Below are 16,698 nucleotides of genomic sequence, written 5' to 3'. Positions count from 1 at the left end.
AAAATTACTTTTGTAATCTAATATCTTAATAAAAGCGTTTAAATTTTTGACAGGGGGTTTTACACATGTTTAATGAAAGAGAAGCGCTGCGCTTACGTTTAGAACAATTGAACGAAGCAGAGGTAAAAGTCATTCGTGAATATCAAATAGAACGTGATAAAATATATGCAAAACTGAGAGAATTAGACAATACGGGCAGCCTGTCCGATACAAAAAAAGAGTTTCGTCCGGAGAAAAAAAGTGACTCTCTCCCGGTGCTTGCAGAGCTTGCAGCACAGGAAATGAGAAGCTATCAAAAGCCGCAGACACAGCCGCAATCCTCCCAGCCGCAGATGCAGTCTATTACGTCTCTTCCCGCCGGCATTCCAGACGGTTCTACAAGAAGAAGAAGAGGGACGGCGAGACCGGGATCAAAAGCGGCAAAACTGCGCGAAGCAGCGATTAAAACATTGAAACGCCACAATGCAGCGATCAAAAGTTCCGAACTGCAAAAGGAAATTGAAAAGGAAAGCGGCCTTGAAATTCCTAATATGACAACATTTATGCAAAGCTTAATTAAAATGTATCCGGAAGTGAAAAAACCATACCGCGGCCAATATATTCTTGAGGGAGAAATTTCTCAGGAAACAGCAGAAACGGCAAATGATACGGCTGCTGAATAAAACAGTAAAAACTGCTTGCGTTACTCAAGCAGTTTTTTTGCGTTTTCCCGTTTATTCTGCGGAAGTGACGCATCTTTTCCAGGCTTTTTTTCAAGCTTGACAACATATTTTTGGAAAGGCTTTTCGCCGTCAGCTCGTTCTTTCAACGCATCCAGTTTTTCATCAAACGACTGATCGCGGGACTCTGATTCTACAAATTGTTTTTGAAGGGAGATGACTTGTTCGGTAACGGCTGTAAGCAAGTCTTCTGCCTGAACAGTCTCTTTGGAAACGGAAGGGATTTCCAGAGTTTGTTCCGCCGGTTCCGCCGTGCGGCTGTCAATATCAGCAAAATGGCCGGCAATCCAAGCATCACTTTCGTCAAGCTGCCGTTTATATGAAAGAATGGTTTCTTGAAATAACTTTTCTTTCGTTTTTTCTATTTCTACAAGCCGTTCTTTTGTTTCTAGTATTCGATCTCTCATATGATTAATTTCTATTTTAATATGTTTGAGCTGGTATTCTTTTTCTATCATTTGTGTTTGGAGCCGGGTATTTTCGTCTGCAGCGGCATGATAACGCTGTTTCATATCTTCGTGAGAAGTCCGTTCGGTTTGAATGGCGGTCTCAAGTGAGCGGATGCGGGTATGTAAGTTTTTATTTTCTTCTTCAAATTTTACATTTGTAAGATGCAGACGATGTTTTTCTTCCATCTCATTTTTCCGCCGAAACGTTTCCTGCTGAAGCAGTTCTTGCAGAATGACGATTTTATCGAGCAGCCCGGCCCTGATTTCATGCAAAGAACGTTCCGTGTCACTTGTCTGTTTGTGTTTTTGAGCCATGGCTTCCAATTCGTCAGAAAGCTTGTGAAGCCGCTCTTTAATATTGGCGTTTTCCTCCTGAAGCTTATTGTTTTTTTGATGGAAGTAGCTTGCTTCAAATTCCGAAATTATTTTTCTGCATCTGGAAAGTTCGGATTTCAAGTAAAGGTTCTCTTGAGAAGTGTCGTGGAAAAACGGACCTGATATTTTCATAAGAACCATCTCCCTCTTGATGTTAACACTACAATATGGGAAAGGAACAACGGCTATTCCTCTTAATTAAACAGACAAGCACCGTAATATTGTATTTCGGCTGAGGCGTTTGCTATGCTTTTATATAGAATGGGAGAGCGATGACATGAAACGGGTGAATGTAATATTAGCGGGGGGAGCTTCCCGAAGATTCGGAGAACCGAAAGCTTTTGCAAAGTGGAAGGGCGGCATGTTTTATGAACAGGCGAAAAAAGCCTTCGGCGGCGGAGAAACGGTAATTATCAGCCGCCCTGAGCATATAAAAAAGTTCTTATCAAACAGGGAGCGGCATGTTTTTGCCGATGAGCCGCGGTTTCGGGGAATGGGCCCGCTTGCCGGCATATATACGGCAATGAAACAAACGGAAGGCGAAACATATACGGTCATATCCTGTGACACGCCGCTCGTGACAAGAAAAACGATGGCTGCGCTTGAAATGAAGCTGACGGGAAATCTGGACGCTGTCATACCGGTTTGTGAAAACAGAGAGCAGCCCCTCTTGGCGGTTTACCATAAACGGGTGCAGGATGTGCTTTTTGATCAGCTGACACAAAACAAACTGAAAATGACAGACACGCTGAAACGGCTGTCTGTCTGTTATGTGCAGGCTGAAGACATCGGCGCCGGGCCGGAGGAGTTCGCTAATATCAACACACGGGACGATTACACCAGACTTTTGGCGCATGTCGAGTCTTCAAATCAGGACTGATCGGTAAGAAACATGGTATGATGGAAATAAAAATGCAAGGGGACAACACAGATGGAAGAGCGCTATTCACGGCAGACAAGATTTAAGCCGATAGGGGAAAAAGGGCAGCAGGCGCTGGCTGACAGCAGTGTCCTGATTGTCGGAGCCGGAGCCCTCGGAACAGCCGCGGCAGAGGGCCTTGCAAGAGCCGGAGCGGGCCGTATGGCGATTATTGACCGGGATTATGTGGAATGGAGCAATTTACAAAGACAGCAGCTGTATACAGAAGAAGACGCGAGACAGCGCCTGCCGAAAGCAATGGCGGCCAAGGCGCGTCTTTTAGCGGTAAACAGTAATATACATATCGATGCTTACGCGGCGGAAGGTACGGCGGAAACGCTCGAACCGCTGATCGAACAAGCGGATTGCATTGTGGATGCGACAGATAATTTTGAAACGAGAATGGTCATCAATGATCTGGCGCTGAAAACGAAAACACCTTGGATTTACGGTGCCTGTGTCAGCAGTCAGGGAATGTGCATGACGATTATTCCGGGGGTTACGCCGTGTTTATCCTGCCTGTTTGAGCAAATGCCCGTGGGCGGAGCGACATGTGATACAGCAGGCATCATACCTCCGGCGGTTCATATCGTCTCCGCCTATCAGCAGGCTGAGGCGCTGAAATTGCTGACAGGAAATCATGCGGCGGTAAATCGGCGCTTTTTCACGTTTGACGTGTGGAATAACACCAATATGAGCATAAATGTGGATCAGATCAAACGGGATCATTGCCCTTCCTGCGGCGCGGAGCCCGTATATCCGTATCTGCAGCCTGAAAACAGGCCGAAAGCAAGCGTGCTGTGCGGAAGAGACACCGTTCAAATCAGATCGGAAGCCTTAAAGAGGCTGGATAAAGAAGAGCTTGTCAAACGTCTGAAGCAGATCGGTAAAGTGGAAGCAAATGAATTTTTGCTGCACATGGCGTACGAGCGCTTCAGAATCGTTATTTTTCAGGACGGACGGGCTCTGATTCACGGTACAAACGATATAAAAGAAGCGAATTCAGTTCTGGCCAGAGTGATCGGACTGTAGGAAGGGGATGTATTGCTATGCTTGAAAAAAGAACGCCGATTCAGGTGGACGAAGCAGTCCGCCGGGTGAACCGGTATAAAAAAAAGGGGGATACCGAATGGGTGGCGCTTGAGGACAGTCTCCACCGCTATTTGGCGGAGGATGTTAAGGCGGATCATGATGTGCCGGCTTTTAACCGTTCTCCGTATGACGGGTTTGCCATCAGGGCGAGCGATTCAAAAACGGCTTCCCGTGACAATGCCGTCACCTTTGAAGTCATTGACCATATCGGAGCCGGCGCCGTGTCAGAAAAAGAACTCGGGCCTTATGAAGCGGTCCGCATTATGACGGGGGCGCAGATTCCCAAAGGCGCGGATGCTGTAGTGATGCTTGAGCTGACAAAAACGTTTTCTGAAAACGGCACGGATTACATGTCAGTGAAACGCCCTTTTCATGCGGGGGATAATATTTCATATCAAGGAGAAGATGCGAAAAAAGGCAGCTCGCTATTAAAAAAAGGGACGAAAATCACGCCGGGCGTAACCGCTCTTTTAGCAACCTTCGGCTATGCTTCCGTTCCCGTGGTCAGAAAGCCGGTTGTCGGCATTATCGCAACGGGAACCGAGCTTCTTCATGTCAGCGATCCGCTTGAGCCGGGGAAAATCCGCAACAGCAACGCTGCCATGGTGTATGCCCAGGTCATTGAAGCGGGTGCGGTACCGCTGAACTTAGGGAAAATTTCCGATGATTTTGATGACAGCTATGCTGCGGTGAAGGAAGCTATGAAAAAAGTTGATTTTCTGATCACGACCGGCGGCGTGTCAGTCGGCGATTTTGATTTTCTTCCGGACATTTATAATAAGCTCGGAGCGGAAGTTCTTTTTAACAAAGTGGCAATGCGCCCGGGGAGCGTGACAACTGTCGCCCGGGCCGATGACATGCTGCTGTTCGGCCTTTCAGGCAATCCGTCCGCATGTTATGTCGGATTCACCCTGTTTGTCAAACCGATGATTCAGACGTGGCTTCTGAATGAAAAACCTCATTCAGGATGGGCGGAAGCCGTGTTAACAAACGACTTTCCGAAGCCGAATCCATTTACGAGATTTGTGAGGGCGTTTGTTTATCATAAGGACGGAAAAATGATGGCGTCACCGGTCGGTCTCGACAAATCAAGCTCAGTCACATCTCTTGCCGAAGCAAACGCGTTTATCCTTCTGCCGGGAGGAACGAGGGGATATGAAGCGGGCCGGACGGTTCACGCGCTCCTCATCCGTGATGAGAATGGAAGTGAATGGCCGTGGTCAATTCTTTCCCGATCGTCCAGATCGTAGGTTTTCAAAACAGCGGTAAAACAACGTTTATTGAACGTGTGCTGAAAGCTGCGCCGAAAGAGTGCGATATTGGATGTTTAAAACATCACGGACATGGCGGAGAACCGGAACCTTTTTCTGACGGAAAAGACTCGGAGCGTTTTTCAAAAGCCGGAGCGGCGGTTACGGCAGTAGAAGGGGACGGCGTCCTGCAGCTTACGGCGCGAAAAAAATGGGATCTGGCGGGTTTGATCAGTCTGTATGAATGTCTGGGAATTGACGGTCTTCTCATAGAGGGATTTAAACATGCGCCGCATCCGAAAATCATTATGATCAAAAACAGCGAAGATTGGCAAAAGCTGAAGCATTTGGAGCGCGTGATCGCGGTTGTCAGCAGAAATACGGAGCATATGCCGGCAGATGCGGGCAAGCCCGTATTCCATGCGGACGATCCGGCTGCCATTATGTTTGTGCTTTCGCAGCTGAAAGGGGAAACTGCTTAAATGGAACGTTTTCAAATTACAAGGGAACCTATCATTGCGGAAAATATCGTAAAAAAAGTTGAAAAGCGTGAAGCCGGCGCCATCACAACGTTTATCGGCACGGTCAGAGAGTGGACTGCAGGACGGCGGACGGTGCGTCTCGAATATGAAGCGTATGAACCGATGGCTGTTCAAATGCTTTCTCAAATCGGCAGTGAAATCAGCGCGAAATGGGAAGGAGCCGAAGCTGCAATCACTCACCGTGTCGGCGTCCTTGATATCGGTGAAGCAGCGGTCGTAATCGCCGTGTCTTCTCCGCACAGAAAGGCGGCATATGAGGCGAATGAATATGCAATTGAACGGATAAAACAGATTGTGCCGATATGGAAAAAAGAAATCTGGGAAGACGGGGAAGAATGGATAGGCGATCAGCTGGAAACGACGCCCTATCCGAACGGAAAACCGGATTTGGATAAAGGGGAATCGCGATGATTAAAGTATTATTATTTGCCGGGCTTGCGGAGCAGGCGGGAACACCGGTCATTGAACTTGACGAAAAAGAGACGGCGGCGTCTGCTGTAAAAACGCTGTTAAAGGAACGGTACGGCCTTCAGACGATTGACAATGCCATGATCGCAATCAATGAAACATATGTAAAAGACAACAGCACCGTAACAGAAGGTGATACCATTGCCTTTATCCCTCCTGTAAGCGGAGGGTGAAAAAAGAGCCGGGTGTGCATCATTGCCATCCGGCTCTTTTTGTATATAGGCGCTGAATTTCAGAGAATATTTAAATGGGATTTAAAGGGTTTTGCAATTGAGGCGGTTTTCACTGCATGAATAGGCTGATAACAGTGCCTTTACGAGGTTTTGAGCCACCCGTCATACCGATCTGACGATGCTTTTTTTTACATAATTATGGAACGTAAAGCTGAGAATTTGTGTTACAATTTAGCATAAATACGCAAACGGCAAAAAAATTGAAACTTCTCTCAGCCTAAAGCGTACGTATAAACAGAATAATACATAGGAGGCATCAGCAATATGGAACCAAACCTGGAAAAAAGCAATGCGGCAGTAACGGAAAAGCCGTCAATTTTCGGCGTCATTACAAGTCCTGTTGTGCAGTTTAAAAGATTAAAAGAAAAGCCGGTCATCGGCATTCCTCTCCTGATTGTCATCATTCTCATCGCGGCCGGCAGTATTTTGCGCGGACTGGGGATGAATTATGAAGAAGTGCTGAACAGCTCATCTCTTGACGGTTTGACGGATGATCAGATTGAAATGACCAAAACCTTCGCTAAATTCGGTACGATGTTCGGAGGAATCTTCGGGGGCATTATCGCTCTGTTTATCGTTCCGCTCATTTACTGGCTGTGCGTCAAAATTTCAGGCGGCGTGACAACTTACAAAAAAATGCTCTCACTCAGCCTGTTTACGGCATTCATTACCAATATCGGCTTAGTTATTAACGGTCTTGTCACTTATTTTACCGGTGCGGGCTCATTGTACGCCGTTACATCTTTGGCGAGTGTCATACCGGCCGGAGACGGCGTCGCGGTCTTTTTAAGCGCGTTCGACATTTTCAGCATCTGGAGCTATATTCTGCTCGCTTTGGGACTTCGCTATACAGGCGGTATTTCGAAGAAAGCGGCCTGGACTTCCGCGATTGTCCTGTTTGTTATTATGCTTTTGGTTTCGGCAGTCGGAGGACTGTTAAGTTCAGTGACAGCAGGTGTATAACATGAAAAAAATTTGGATCGGAATCGGCATCGCCGTAATTGTTGCAGTATTCATCGGTATCAATATTTATAAGTCTGCCGCTCCCGCGGGCGGCAGCGCCGGAAAAAAAATCGAAACCGGAACCATGGAAAACAGAGAAATCTCATCTACGGTTATGGTTCCGGGAACACTTAAATTCTCTAAAGAACAGTATGTTTTTTATGAAGCAGATAAAGGAACTCTTGATAAAGTGAAAGTAAAAGAAGGCGACAAAGTAAAAAAAGGGTCGTCGTTAGTCACTTATACAAATGAGCAGCTCAACCTTGATAAAGAACAAAATGAGTTGACAGAACAATCAAAACGGATGCAAATCGAACAAGTTGAAAAAAAACTCAGAGCATTAAACAGCAAGGAACAAGATCTGGCAAAACAAGTGGGAGAAGCGGAAGCCAAAAAACAAATTGAATCCGAACGGACTGATCTGCAGCTTCAGCAAAAAACGGCGGAAATCGAATTAAAGCAATCTGATTTGCAAAAGCAGTCTCTTGAAAATCAAGTGTCGAATCTCAATGTTAAGAGTGAGATGGACGGGACGGTTATCTCGGTAAATCAAGAAGCGGCTTCTAAAAAATCGGATATTCAAGAACCGGTTATACATATAGGAGACCCGGAACACCTGGTCGTTGCCGGCAATTTGTCCGAATACGACACGCTGAAAGTGAAAAAGGGCCAAAGCGTTACAATCACCTCAGACGCCATCCCCGGCAAAACGTGGAAAGGGAGAGTGGCGGCTGTCGGCCTCGTTCCGGATCAAAAGTCAAGCGCTGCTTCGGGGGAAAGCACGGAACAAGCCGTCCAGTATCCGTTTCAGGTTAAGCTGATCGGAAACCTTCCGGAAGGCAAGCCGGGATTTAAATTAATTATGAACATTGAAACCGACAAACGGAAAGCCGATACGCTGCCGTCCTCCGCAGTCAAAAAAGACGGAGATGAGCACTGGGTCTTTACGGTAAAAGACGGGAAGGCCAAACGCGTGAAAGTTAAAGTCGGCGATACCGCAAATCAGCTTACGGAGATAAAAGAGGGGCTTTCAAAGGATGATAAAGTCATTCTGAATCCGGCTGACGGTTTGACTGACGGAACGGATGTGAAAGCATAGATGATTCAGCTTTCAAAGGTGAAAAAAAGCTATCAGATCGGCAAGGAGACGTTTGATGTTCTCCGTTCAATCGACCTGACGATTGAAGAAGGAGAATATGTGTCAATTATGGGACCGTCGGGATCGGGAAAATCTACGATTATGAATATCATCGGCTGTCTGGACAGACCGACGTCCGGCAGTTACAGGCTTGCGGGCGAAGATGTTTCTTCATGCACCGAAAAAGAGCTTGCGGCGGTCCGGAACAAATCAATCGGATTTGTCTTTCAGCAGTTTCAGCTGCTGCCGCGATTGAATGCAAGAAAAAATGTCGAACTCCCCATGATCTATGCCGGTATCGGCAAAAAAGAGCGTGAGGAACGGGCTGAGCACGCGCTGGAAAAAGTCGGTTTGGCGGATCGGATGCGTCACATGCCGAATGAGCTGTCCGGCGGCCAGAAGCAGCGTGTCGCGATTGCAAGAGCCATCGTGAACGAACCGAAGCTCATTTTAGCTGATGAACCGACCGGCGCGCTGGATACGAAAACAAGCATTTCCATTATGGAGCAGTTCACAGAGCTTAATGCAGAGGGCGTGACCGTAGTGCTTGTCACTCATGAGCCTGAAGTGGCGGACTGTACAAACAGAGTGATTTTCGTCCGTGACGGCATGATCGTTTCCCGCGATTCTGAGCAGAGGAGAGTGGGGGAATGAGCCTGTCAGAAAATCTCCGGATGGCCCTCAGTTCCGTAAGAGCTCACAAGCTGAGATCGATTCTGACAATGCTCGGAATCATTATCGGCGTCGGTTCAGTAATCGTTGTTGTGGCTGTCGGCCAGGGCGGAGAGCAAATGCTGAAGCAATCCATCAGCGGGCCGGGCAATACGATTGAATTGTTTTACCTGCCGAGTGATGAAGAATTAACAGCCAATCCGAACGCCTTACAGCAAGCGAGTTTTACAGAAGAAGATATTAATGGATTAAAAGGAGTGGACGGCGTAAAGCAGGTTGTCGCTTCCGCGGTAAAATCCATGACGGCCCGTTACCATGAAGAAGACACGGATATTACGCTGAACGGCATTAACAGCGGCTACTTGGACGTAAAAAAGCTGGACGTTCAAGATGGACGGACATTTACGGACAATGATTTTCTTTCCGGGAAAAGAGCGGGAATCATCTCGAAAAAAATGGCTGAAAAGCTGTTCGGGAAAACGTCTCCGCTCGGAAAAATCGTCTGGGCCGGCGGACAGCCCGTAGAAGTAATCGGCGTACTGAAAGAAGAGAGCGGCTTTTTATCGTTAGGACTCAGTGAAATGTATGTGCCGTTCAACATGCTGAAAACGTCTTTCGGTACTAACGACTACAGCAACGTTTCCGTTCAGACGGAGTCCGCTGATCAAATCAAAACAACAGGAAAAGAAGCGGCCCGTCTCTTAAATGACAATCACGGTACAAAAGAGGCCTATCAAGTCATGAATATGGAAGAAATCGCGGCGGGAATCGGTCAGGTCACGACCGTTATGACGACGATCATCGGTTCGATCGCCGGTATTTCTCTCGTTGTCGGCGGGATCGGGGTCATGAATATTATGCTCGTATCAGTGACGGAACGGACAAGAGAAATCGGCATCCGCAAATCGCTCGGTGCCACGAGAGGACAGATTCTGACACAATTCTTAATTGAATCTGTTGTGCTTACATTAATCGGCGGCTTAATCGGAATCGGTCTCGGCTACGGGGGAGCAACACTCGTTTCCCTTATCGCAGGCTGGCCGTCGCTCGTTTCCTGGCAGGTGGTTTGTATCGGCGTGCTGTTCAGTATGCTGATCGGTGTCATTTTCGGCATGCTGCCCGCCAACAAAGCATCACGCTTAGATCCGATTGAAGCGTTACGGTATGAATAACCGGCGCCCCATGCAGTCTGCATGGGGTTTTTTGTGTTTTAATGATTGAATGAATATAATAGACTTTTTTCATTTATGATAAAAAGAAAATGTCATACAATTGTCCCCCTTTTTGTCGAATTTACAGTTTACAAACCCTATGTACATACGTTAATATGAACAAATGTGAAAGATTTTGATAGTTATTGAATGAATTTGAGTGATTTTAGTTGCTTGAAGTAAAAAAAGCGTTTACAATTATCTTGCAGCCGAAATGAATACGTTTTCAAAGGAGGCGGAATATGCTCACTCCTGAAAGGTATCAGCTGATTATGGATCAGATTGAAAAGCGAGATGTGGTGAAGATTCAAGAGCTGATAAGCATGACAAACGCTTCTGAATCAACGATCAGAAGAGATTTATCAACACTTGAAGAGCGCGGGTTTTTAAAGCGCGTTCACGGCGGGGCGTCTAAACTTTCCAACAGCAGGCAAGAACCCGATATGCTTGAAAAATCCTCCAAAAACCTTCAGGATAAACTGAAGATCGCTGAAGAAGCGGCATCTTTATTAGAAGAAGGTGACTGTATTTACCTTGATGCGGGAACAACTACATTGCACATGATTGATTTTATAGATCATACAAAGGACATTGTGGTTGTCACAAACGGGGTTATGCATATCGACGCTTTAATAAGGAAGGGGATTCCTTTTTATCTTCTCGGAGGATATGTGAAGCATAGAACAGGTGCGATGATCGGCGGCGCCTCATTAACGGCGGTCAGCCAGTACCGTTTTGACAAAAGCTTTCTCGGGGTGAACGGCGTGCACATTGAAGCCGGCTTTACAACACCCGATCCGGATGAGGCTCTTCTGAAGACAAAGGCTGTGAGACAGGCGAAAAATGCGTATGTTTTAGCCGATCCTTCTAAATTCGGCGAGATTTCTTTCGCAGCGTTCGCCGCCTTGGGCGATGCAGCTATCATTACCACTGAAGCTGAAGAACTTGCATTCGATGATTACCAAGAAAAAACTGTCGTAAAGGTAGTGAAACCATGATTTACACTGTAACTCTCAATCCGTCTGTTGACTATATCGTTCACGTTGAAGATTTTGCCGTAGGCGGTTTAAACCGTTCCAGCTATGACACGAAGTATCCCGGCGGAAAAGGCATCAACGTTTCGAGATTACTGAAAAGACACCATGTGCCGTCAAAAGCATTGGGGTTTGTCGGCGGATTTACCGGAAATTATATCACGTCATTTTTGCAGCAGGAAGGTCTGGAAACGGCTTTTTCTGAGGTGGATGAAGACACGCGTATAAATGTAAAACTGAAAACGGGCGATGAAACGGAAATTAACGGACAGGGCCCGACGATTTCAGACGAAGTGTTCAATGCCTTTTTAGAACAGTTCTCCGCTCTGGAAGAGGGAGACATCGTCGTTTTAGCGGGAAGCATCCCTTCTTCCCTGCCGCATAACACGTATGAAAAAATTGCTGAGGCATGCAGAAAGCAGAATGCCCGGGTAGTGGTGGACATCTCCGGTGAAGCGCTGATGAAAGCGACAGAAATGAAACCGTTTTTGATGAAGCCGAATCATCATGAGCTTGGGGAAATGTTCAATACGGTCATTGATTCAGCCGAAGCTGCCGTTCCTTACGGTAAAAAATTAATTGAACAAGGCGCCGAACACGCGATTGTTTCGATGGCTGGCGACGGTGCGCTTTTATTTACGAAAGAGGCGGTTTTCCTCGCCAATGTTCCTAAAGGAAAGCTTGTCAATTCGGTAGGCGCGGGTGATTCCGTCGTCGCGGGATTCCTTGCGGGAATTTCAAAACAGCTGCCTTTGGAAGATGCGTTCCGTTTAGGAGTTGCTTCCGGAAGCGCGACGGCATTTTCTGAAGAACTCGGAACTGAAGAGTTTGTACAGCAGCTTCTTCCTGAAGTTAAAGTCACACGTCTATAGAGGAGGAAAGAAAAGTGAAGATAACTGAGCTGTTAACAAGAGATACAATTCATCTCAATATAGAAAGCAAAGAGAAAGAAAACGTTATCGATGAAATGGTGACAGTGCTTGACAAAGCCGGCAGATTAAATGACAGAGAGGCTTACAAAGCAGCCATTTTAAATCGTGAAAGCCAAAGCTCGACGGGAATCGGCGAAGGCATTGCCATTCCTCACGCGAAGACGGCGAGCGTCATTAACCCGGCCATCGCATTCGGCCGTTCAAAAGAAGGTGTGGATTATGAATCATTAGACGGTCAGCCGGCACACCTGGTCTTTATGATTGCGGCAACCGAAGGAGCAAATAATACGCATCTTGAAGCATTATCAAGACTTTCAACGCTTCTTATGCGTGAGGAAATCCGCAAACAGCTTCTTGAAGCTGAATCAGAAGATGCGATCATTGACATCATCAATCAGCATGACAAAGATGACGATGAGGAAGAAGAAGAGCAGGAAGAACAGGCAGTGCCGTCAGGAAAAGGGAAAATCCTTGCGGTTACGGCATGCCCGACAGGTATCGCTCATACGTTCATGGCAGCTGACGCACTGAAAGAAAAAGCGAAAGAGCTCGGCGTTGACATTAAAGTCGAGACAAACGGCTCAAGCGGTATTAAACATAAGCTGACGGCTCAAGAAATTGAAGACGCGCCTGCGATTATCGTGGCGGCTGATAAACAGGTTGAAATGGAGCGCTTTAAAGGCAAACATGTTCTTCAAGTGCCTGTGACGGCCGGTATCAGACGTCCACAGGAACTGATTGAAAAAGCCGTTAACCAAGATGCGCCGATTTACGAGGGCAGCGGCGGAGGATCTTCCGCTTCAAATGAAGACGGCCCGAAACAGAAATCAGGCACAAGCATCGGAAGTACTTTCTATAAACACTTAATGAGCGGTGTCAGCAACATGCTGCCATTTGTCGTCGGCGGCGGAATTCTCGTTGCGATTTCATTCTTCTGGGGAATTCATTCAGCTGATCCGAAAGACCCGACATACAACACGTTTGCTGCAGCGCTGAACTTTATCGGCGGCGATAATGCGTTAAAGCTGATTGTTGCAGTACTTGCCGGATTCATCGCAATGAGTATTGCGGACCGTCCGGGATTTGCGCCGGGTATGGTCGGCGGATTTATGGCTACGCAGGCGAATGCCGGATTCTTGGGCGGACTGATTGCCGGATTTTTAGCCGGTTATGTCGTAGTCCTTTTGAAAAAGCTGTTTGTCTTTATTCCTCAGACCCTTGACGGATTAAAACCTGTATTGATTTATCCGCTGCTCGGTATTTTTATCACCGGTGTCCTGATGCAGTTTGTCATTAATACACCTGTAGCAGCGTTTATGAATTTCTTAACAAATTGGCTTGAAAGCCTTGGAACTGGAAACCTTGTCTTAATGGGTATTATTTTAGGCGGTATGATGGCTATCGACATGGGCGGCCCGCTCAATAAAGCGGCGTTCACTTTCGGTATCGCGATGATCGATGCCGGAAACTATGCGCCGCATGCGGCCATCATGGCGGGCGGAATGGCTCCGCCGCTTGGAATCGCACTGGCGACAACATTCTTTAAACACAAATTCTCTAAACGTGACCGTGAAGCCGGTATTACGTGCTACTTCATGGGAGCAGCTTTCGTTACAGAAGGCGCCATCCCGTTTGCAGCGGCTGATCCGCTTCGCGTCATCCCTGCAGCCGTTGTCGGTTCTGCGGTAGCGGGCGGACTGACAGAGTTTTTCAGGGTAACGCTTCCTGCACCGCACGGAGGAATATTCGTTGCATTCATTACGAACCATCCGCTGCTTTACTTAATGAGCATCGTGATCGGAGCGATTGTAACGGCGGTTATCTTGGGAATCATCAAAAAACCGGTAGTAGAGAAATAAGCGAAAAGCGTCCTTTACGGGCGCTTTTTTCAATCATATGCGCATAGAAGCGTTATGTATTTTGTGATGAGTTGTGATAAAGTAAAGATGGTACATGAACCGAAACAGTGATCGTCTAGGAGGAACCACGTTGACTGAAGAACAAAAACCTACTTCTGAAAAATCGGTAAAAAGAAAATCCAACACGTATTGGGAATGGGGAAAGGCCATCATTATAGCGGTTGCACTTGCGCTGTTAATCCGCCATTTCCTGTTTGAACCGTACTTAGTGGAAGGATCATCAATGTACCCGACATTACATGACGGTGAAAGACTGTTTGTCAACAAAAGCGTCAATTATATCGGAGAAATCGAGCGGGGGGACATCGTCATTATTAACGGCGATACGTCGAAAGTCCATTATGTAAAGCGGCTCATCGGAAAACCTGGAGAAACGGTGGAAATGAAAAATGACACGCTTTATATAAACGGCAAAAAAATCGCAGAACCGTACCTCGCGAGCAATAAAAAAGAAGCGAAAAAACTGGGAGTCAACCTGACGGGAGATTTCGGCCCCGTAAAGGTTCCGAAAGGCAAATACTTCGTCATGGGCGACAATCGGCTGAATTCAATGGACAGCCGGAATGGCCTCGGCTTAATAGCCGAAAACCGGATCGTCGGCACCTCGAAGTTTGTGTTCTTCCCGTTTCATGATATGCGTCAGACAAAATAAAAACGCCGCGCTGCCCGATTCGGACAGCAGGCGTTTTTTATTTGGCAAACGAGGCCGCGACGGCGATGAACAATACCGTGGCCAGCACTGATCCGACAATGGCCAGAACGCTGAAAAAAAGATTCACCTGCTTCTTCTCTTTGCCGCGTTTTTCAAGCATCCGTTTTGAAAAGAGATGCGAAAACGTATAAATGAGGGCGATTCCGACGTACAAGCCGATGTCACGTGCCGTAAAGCCTGTGACGGCCAGAAAAACCCCGGTGAAGAAAATCATAAGACAGTATTCTGTGAGTGTTAAAAGCTTCAACTTGTTCCTCCGTGATGAATATGTATATATATCTATTGTATCACAGCGCTCCGGGTTTGACGCCTGCATCTTTTCAAACCCGTATATTCGCAGGGAAACATTTCTCTTCCCCTTTATTCATGGTATACTTTTAATGATGATAGACACGATGGAGGATTCTAAATGATTGCTGTAAATAATGTGAGCTTGCGTTTTGCGGATCGCAAGTTATTTGAAGATGTCAATATTAAATTTACGCCGGGCAACTGCTACGGATTAATAGGCGCAAACGGTGCCGGAAAATCAACATTTTTGAAAATTTTATCCGGTGAGCTGGAGCCGCAGACCGGCGATGTCCATATGAGCCCGGGCGAACGTCTTGCCATTCTGAAGCAGAACCACTTTGAATATGAAGACTGTGAAGTGCTGAAAGTCGTCATCATGGGGCATAAACGTTTATACGAAGTCATGCAGGAAAAAGACGCGATTTATATGAAGCCTGATTTTTCAGATGAAGACGGCATCCGCGCCGCTGAACTTGAAGGAGAGTTTGCGGAATTAAACGGATGGGAAGCTGAAAGTGAAGCCGCTATTTTGTTAAAGGGGCTGGGCATCTCTGAAGACCTGCATACGAAGAAAATGGCCGACTTAGGCGGTTCAGAAAAGGTGAAAGTGCTTTTGGCACAGGCGCTGTTCGGCAAGCCGGACGTTCTGCTGCTTGATGAACCGACCAACCACTTGGATCTGAAAGCGATTCAGTGGCTGGAAGAGTTTTTAATCAACTTTGAGAACACAGTCATCGTCGTATCCCATGACCGTCACTTTTTAAATAAAGTGTGCACGCACATCGCCGATCTTGATTTTAATAAAATTCAAGTGTACGTCGGCAACTATGATTTCTGGTATGAATCAAGCCAGCTTGCTTTAAAGCTTTCTCAGGAAGCCAACAAGAAAAAAGAAGAGCAGATTAAACAGCTTCAGGAGTTCGTGGCCAGATTCAGCGCCAACGCCTCTAAATCAAAGCAGGCGACATCAAGAAAGAAACTCCTTGATAAAATCACGCTTGATGATATTAAACCGTCATCACGCCGTTATCCTTATGTCAATTTCACGCCGGAACGCGAGATCGGAAATGACGTGCTGCGGGTTGAAGGCTTAACAAAAACGATTGACGGGGTTAAGGTGCTTGATAACGTCAGCTTTATTATGAATAGAGAAGACAAAATCGCATTTACGGGCCGCAACGAACTTGCCGTTACGACATTGTTTAAAATCATTTCCGGGGAAATGGAAGCAGACAGCGGCACATTTAAATGGGGCGTGACCACTTCTCAGGCGTACTTCCCTAAAGACAACAGCGAATATTTTGACGGCAGCGATGCGAACCTTGTCGACTGGCTCCGCCAATACTCGCCGCATGACCAAAGCGAAAGCTTTCTGCGCGGTTTCTTAGGACGCATGCTGTTCTCAGGAGAAGAAGTCAACAAAAAATCAAACGTCCTTTCCGGAGGAGAAAAAGTACGCTGCATGCTTTCAAAAGCGATGCTTTCCGGCGCGAATATCTTAATTCTGGATGAACCGACAAACCACTTAGATTTGGAATCCATTACGGCGCTTAACAACGGCTTAATCAGCTTTAAAGGCGCTATGCTGTTTTCATCTCATGACCATCAGTTTGTACAGACAATTGCCAACCGTATCATTGAATTAACGCCTAAAGGCATTGTTGACAAACAAATGTCTTATGACGAATTTCTTGAAAACGCGGATGTGCAGAAAAAGCTTGAAGAGCTATACGCGTAATA

18 protein-coding genes are annotated in these 16,698 nt (G+C 46.6%); 16 read left to right on the top strand and 2 right to left on the bottom strand.

From position 1 onward, the window contains the following. Positions 1-65: 65 nt before the first annotated feature. Positions 66-662 (top strand): transcriptional regulator Rok, encoded by a 597-nt coding sequence (gene rok / locus MJQ52_RS04005; protein WP_003154591.1) that lies wholly within the window; start codon positions 66-68, stop codon positions 660-662. Between the two features lie 20 nt (positions 663-682). On the opposite strand, the gene MJQ52_RS04000 is transcribed toward rok, so the two are convergent. Continuing rightward, positions 683-1,675: a hypothetical protein gene (locus tag MJQ52_RS04000; protein WP_014304925.1), complete on the bottom strand. Its 993-nt coding sequence runs from the start codon at positions 1,673-1,675 to the stop codon at positions 683-685. A gap of 145 nt (positions 1,676-1,820) precedes the next feature. Here MJQ52_RS04000 and MJQ52_RS03995 point away from each other — a divergent pair, with 145 nt between their 5' ends. The 14 genes from MJQ52_RS03995 to sipT all read left to right on the top strand — a co-directional run bounded on the left by MJQ52_RS03995 (position 1,821) and on the right by sipT (position 14,607). Then, on the top strand, positions 1,821-2,423 hold the full coding sequence (locus tag MJQ52_RS03995; protein ID WP_003154587.1) for a molybdenum cofactor guanylyltransferase: 603 nt from the start codon (positions 1,821-1,823) through the stop codon (positions 2,421-2,423). Positions 2,424-2,474: 51 nt separating this feature from the next. After that, positions 2,475-3,494, top strand: coding sequence for a molybdopterin-synthase adenylyltransferase MoeB (locus tag MJQ52_RS03990; protein WP_003154586.1), 1,020 nt, complete (start codon positions 2,475-2,477; stop codon positions 3,492-3,494). 17 nt (positions 3,495-3,511) lie between these two features. Further along, entirely contained in the window at positions 3,512-4,804 is a 1,293-nt protein-coding gene (locus MJQ52_RS03985; RefSeq protein WP_094246980.1) for a molybdopterin molybdotransferase MoeA, read from the top strand. Next, positions 4,765-5,286 carry a molybdopterin-guanine dinucleotide biosynthesis protein B gene (gene mobB, locus MJQ52_RS03980; RefSeq protein ID WP_063174790.1) on the top strand — a complete coding sequence of 174 codons (522 nt, stop codon included), beginning with the start codon at positions 4,765-4,767 and terminating at the stop codon, positions 5,284-5,286. The genes MJQ52_RS03985 and mobB overlap by 40 nt, the downstream gene beginning before the upstream one ends. Then, positions 5,287-5,757: a molybdenum cofactor biosynthesis protein MoaE gene (locus MJQ52_RS03975; protein WP_003154579.1), complete on the top strand. Its 471-nt coding sequence runs from the start codon at positions 5,287-5,289 to the stop codon at positions 5,755-5,757. Next, positions 5,754-5,987 carry a molybdopterin converting factor subunit 1 gene (gene moaD / locus MJQ52_RS03970; protein ID WP_007611118.1) on the top strand — a complete coding sequence of 78 codons (234 nt, stop codon included), beginning with the start codon at positions 5,754-5,756 and terminating at the stop codon, positions 5,985-5,987. Before MJQ52_RS03975 ends, moaD begins: the two co-directional genes overlap by 4 nt. Before the next feature lie 324 nt (positions 5,988-6,311). Beyond that, complete coding sequence (locus MJQ52_RS03965; RefSeq protein ID WP_015388300.1) at positions 6,312-7,010, top strand: Yip1 family protein; 699 nt, start codon at positions 6,312-6,314, stop codon at positions 7,008-7,010. 1 nt (position 7,011) lies between these two features. Beyond that, entirely contained in the window at positions 7,012-8,148 is a 1,137-nt protein-coding gene (locus tag MJQ52_RS03960; RefSeq protein WP_094246979.1) for an efflux RND transporter periplasmic adaptor subunit, read from the top strand. After that, positions 8,149-8,841 (top strand): ABC transporter ATP-binding protein, encoded by a 693-nt coding sequence (locus MJQ52_RS03955; protein ID WP_070081750.1) that lies wholly within the window; start codon positions 8,149-8,151, stop codon positions 8,839-8,841. Further along, positions 8,838-10,031: an ABC transporter permease gene (locus MJQ52_RS03950; RefSeq protein ID WP_071391893.1), complete on the top strand. Its 1,194-nt coding sequence runs from the start codon at positions 8,838-8,840 to the stop codon at positions 10,029-10,031. The genes MJQ52_RS03955 and MJQ52_RS03950 overlap by 4 nt, the downstream gene beginning before the upstream one ends. 281 nt (positions 10,032-10,312) lie before the next feature. Beyond that, complete coding sequence (locus tag MJQ52_RS03945; RefSeq protein ID WP_003154573.1) at positions 10,313-11,068, top strand: DeoR/GlpR family DNA-binding transcription regulator; 756 nt, start codon at positions 10,313-10,315, stop codon at positions 11,066-11,068. After that, the gene (pfkB, locus tag MJQ52_RS03940; RefSeq protein ID WP_003154572.1) at positions 11,065-11,976 is read left to right on the top strand and encodes a 1-phosphofructokinase; all 912 of its coding nucleotides are present in this window, start codon (positions 11,065-11,067) and stop codon (positions 11,974-11,976) included. The genes MJQ52_RS03945 and pfkB overlap by 4 nt, the downstream gene beginning before the upstream one ends. A 14-nt stretch (positions 11,977-11,990) precedes the next feature. Further along, the gene (locus tag MJQ52_RS03935) at positions 11,991-13,895 is read left to right on the top strand and encodes a PTS fructose transporter subunit IIABC (RefSeq protein ID WP_094246978.1); all 1,905 of its coding nucleotides are present in this window, start codon (positions 11,991-11,993) and stop codon (positions 13,893-13,895) included. A 130-nt stretch (positions 13,896-14,025) separates the two neighbouring features. Further along, the gene (gene sipT / locus MJQ52_RS03930) at positions 14,026-14,607 is read left to right on the top strand and encodes a signal peptidase I sipT (RefSeq protein WP_003154568.1); all 582 of its coding nucleotides are present in this window, start codon (positions 14,026-14,028) and stop codon (positions 14,605-14,607) included. A gap of 37 nt (positions 14,608-14,644) precedes the next feature. On the opposite strand, the gene MJQ52_RS03925 is transcribed toward sipT, so the two are convergent. Beyond that, positions 14,645-14,914: a hypothetical protein gene (locus MJQ52_RS03925; protein ID WP_021493749.1), complete on the bottom strand. Its 270-nt coding sequence runs from the start codon at positions 14,912-14,914 to the stop codon at positions 14,645-14,647. A gap of 162 nt (positions 14,915-15,076) precedes the next feature. Between MJQ52_RS03925 and MJQ52_RS03920 the strand changes: the two genes are divergently transcribed. Continuing rightward, on the top strand, positions 15,077-16,696 hold the full coding sequence (locus tag MJQ52_RS03920) for an ABC-F family ATP-binding cassette domain-containing protein (RefSeq protein WP_003154562.1): 1,620 nt from the start codon (positions 15,077-15,079) through the stop codon (positions 16,694-16,696). Positions 16,697-16,698 lie beyond the last annotated feature (2 nt).

Source organism: Bacillus sp. jun7 (assembly GCF_051034795.1).
GTDB lineage: Bacteria > Bacillota > Bacilli > Bacillales > Bacillaceae > Bacillus > Bacillus velezensis.
Note: the sequence above shows the minus strand (reverse complement) of the source record. Positions and strands in the feature narration are given on the sequence as shown.

Excerpts from the sequence above, each read along its gene's own strand:
- MJQ52_RS03945 (WP_003154573.1), top strand. The coding sequence starts at position 10,313 with ATGCTCACTCCTGAAAGGTATCAGCTGATTATGGATCAGATTGAAAAG.
- MJQ52_RS03990 (WP_003154586.1), top strand. The coding sequence starts at position 2,475 with ATGGAAGAGCGCTATTCACGGCAGACAAGATTTAAGCCGATAGGGGAA.
- MJQ52_RS04000 (WP_014304925.1), bottom strand. The coding sequence starts at position 1,675 with ATGAAAATATCAGGTCCGTTTTTCCACGACACTTCTCAAGAGAACCTT.
- MJQ52_RS03965 (WP_015388300.1), top strand. The coding sequence starts at position 6,312 with ATGGAACCAAACCTGGAAAAAAGCAATGCGGCAGTAACGGAAAAGCCG.
- mobB (WP_063174790.1), top strand. The coding sequence starts at position 4,765 with ATGGCCGTGGTCAATTCTTTCCCGATCGTCCAGATCGTAGGTTTTCAA.
- MJQ52_RS03960 (WP_094246979.1), top strand. The coding sequence starts at position 7,012 with ATGAAAAAAATTTGGATCGGAATCGGCATCGCCGTAATTGTTGCAGTA.
- MJQ52_RS03995 (WP_003154587.1), top strand. The coding sequence starts at position 1,821 with ATGAAACGGGTGAATGTAATATTAGCGGGGGGAGCTTCCCGAAGATTC.
- moaD (WP_007611118.1), top strand. The coding sequence starts at position 5,754 with ATGATTAAAGTATTATTATTTGCCGGGCTTGCGGAGCAGGCGGGAACA.
- rok (WP_003154591.1), top strand. The coding sequence starts at position 66 with ATGTTTAATGAAAGAGAAGCGCTGCGCTTACGTTTAGAACAATTGAAC.
- MJQ52_RS03955 (WP_070081750.1), top strand. The coding sequence starts at position 8,149 with ATGATTCAGCTTTCAAAGGTGAAAAAAAGCTATCAGATCGGCAAGGAG.
- MJQ52_RS03950 (WP_071391893.1), top strand. The coding sequence starts at position 8,838 with ATGAGCCTGTCAGAAAATCTCCGGATGGCCCTCAGTTCCGTAAGAGCT.
- MJQ52_RS03985 (WP_094246980.1), top strand. The coding sequence starts at position 3,512 with ATGCTTGAAAAAAGAACGCCGATTCAGGTGGACGAAGCAGTCCGCCGG.
- pfkB (WP_003154572.1), top strand. The coding sequence starts at position 11,065 with ATGATTTACACTGTAACTCTCAATCCGTCTGTTGACTATATCGTTCAC.
- MJQ52_RS03975 (WP_003154579.1), top strand. The coding sequence starts at position 5,287 with ATGGAACGTTTTCAAATTACAAGGGAACCTATCATTGCGGAAAATATC.
- MJQ52_RS03920 (WP_003154562.1), top strand. The coding sequence starts at position 15,077 with ATGATTGCTGTAAATAATGTGAGCTTGCGTTTTGCGGATCGCAAGTTA.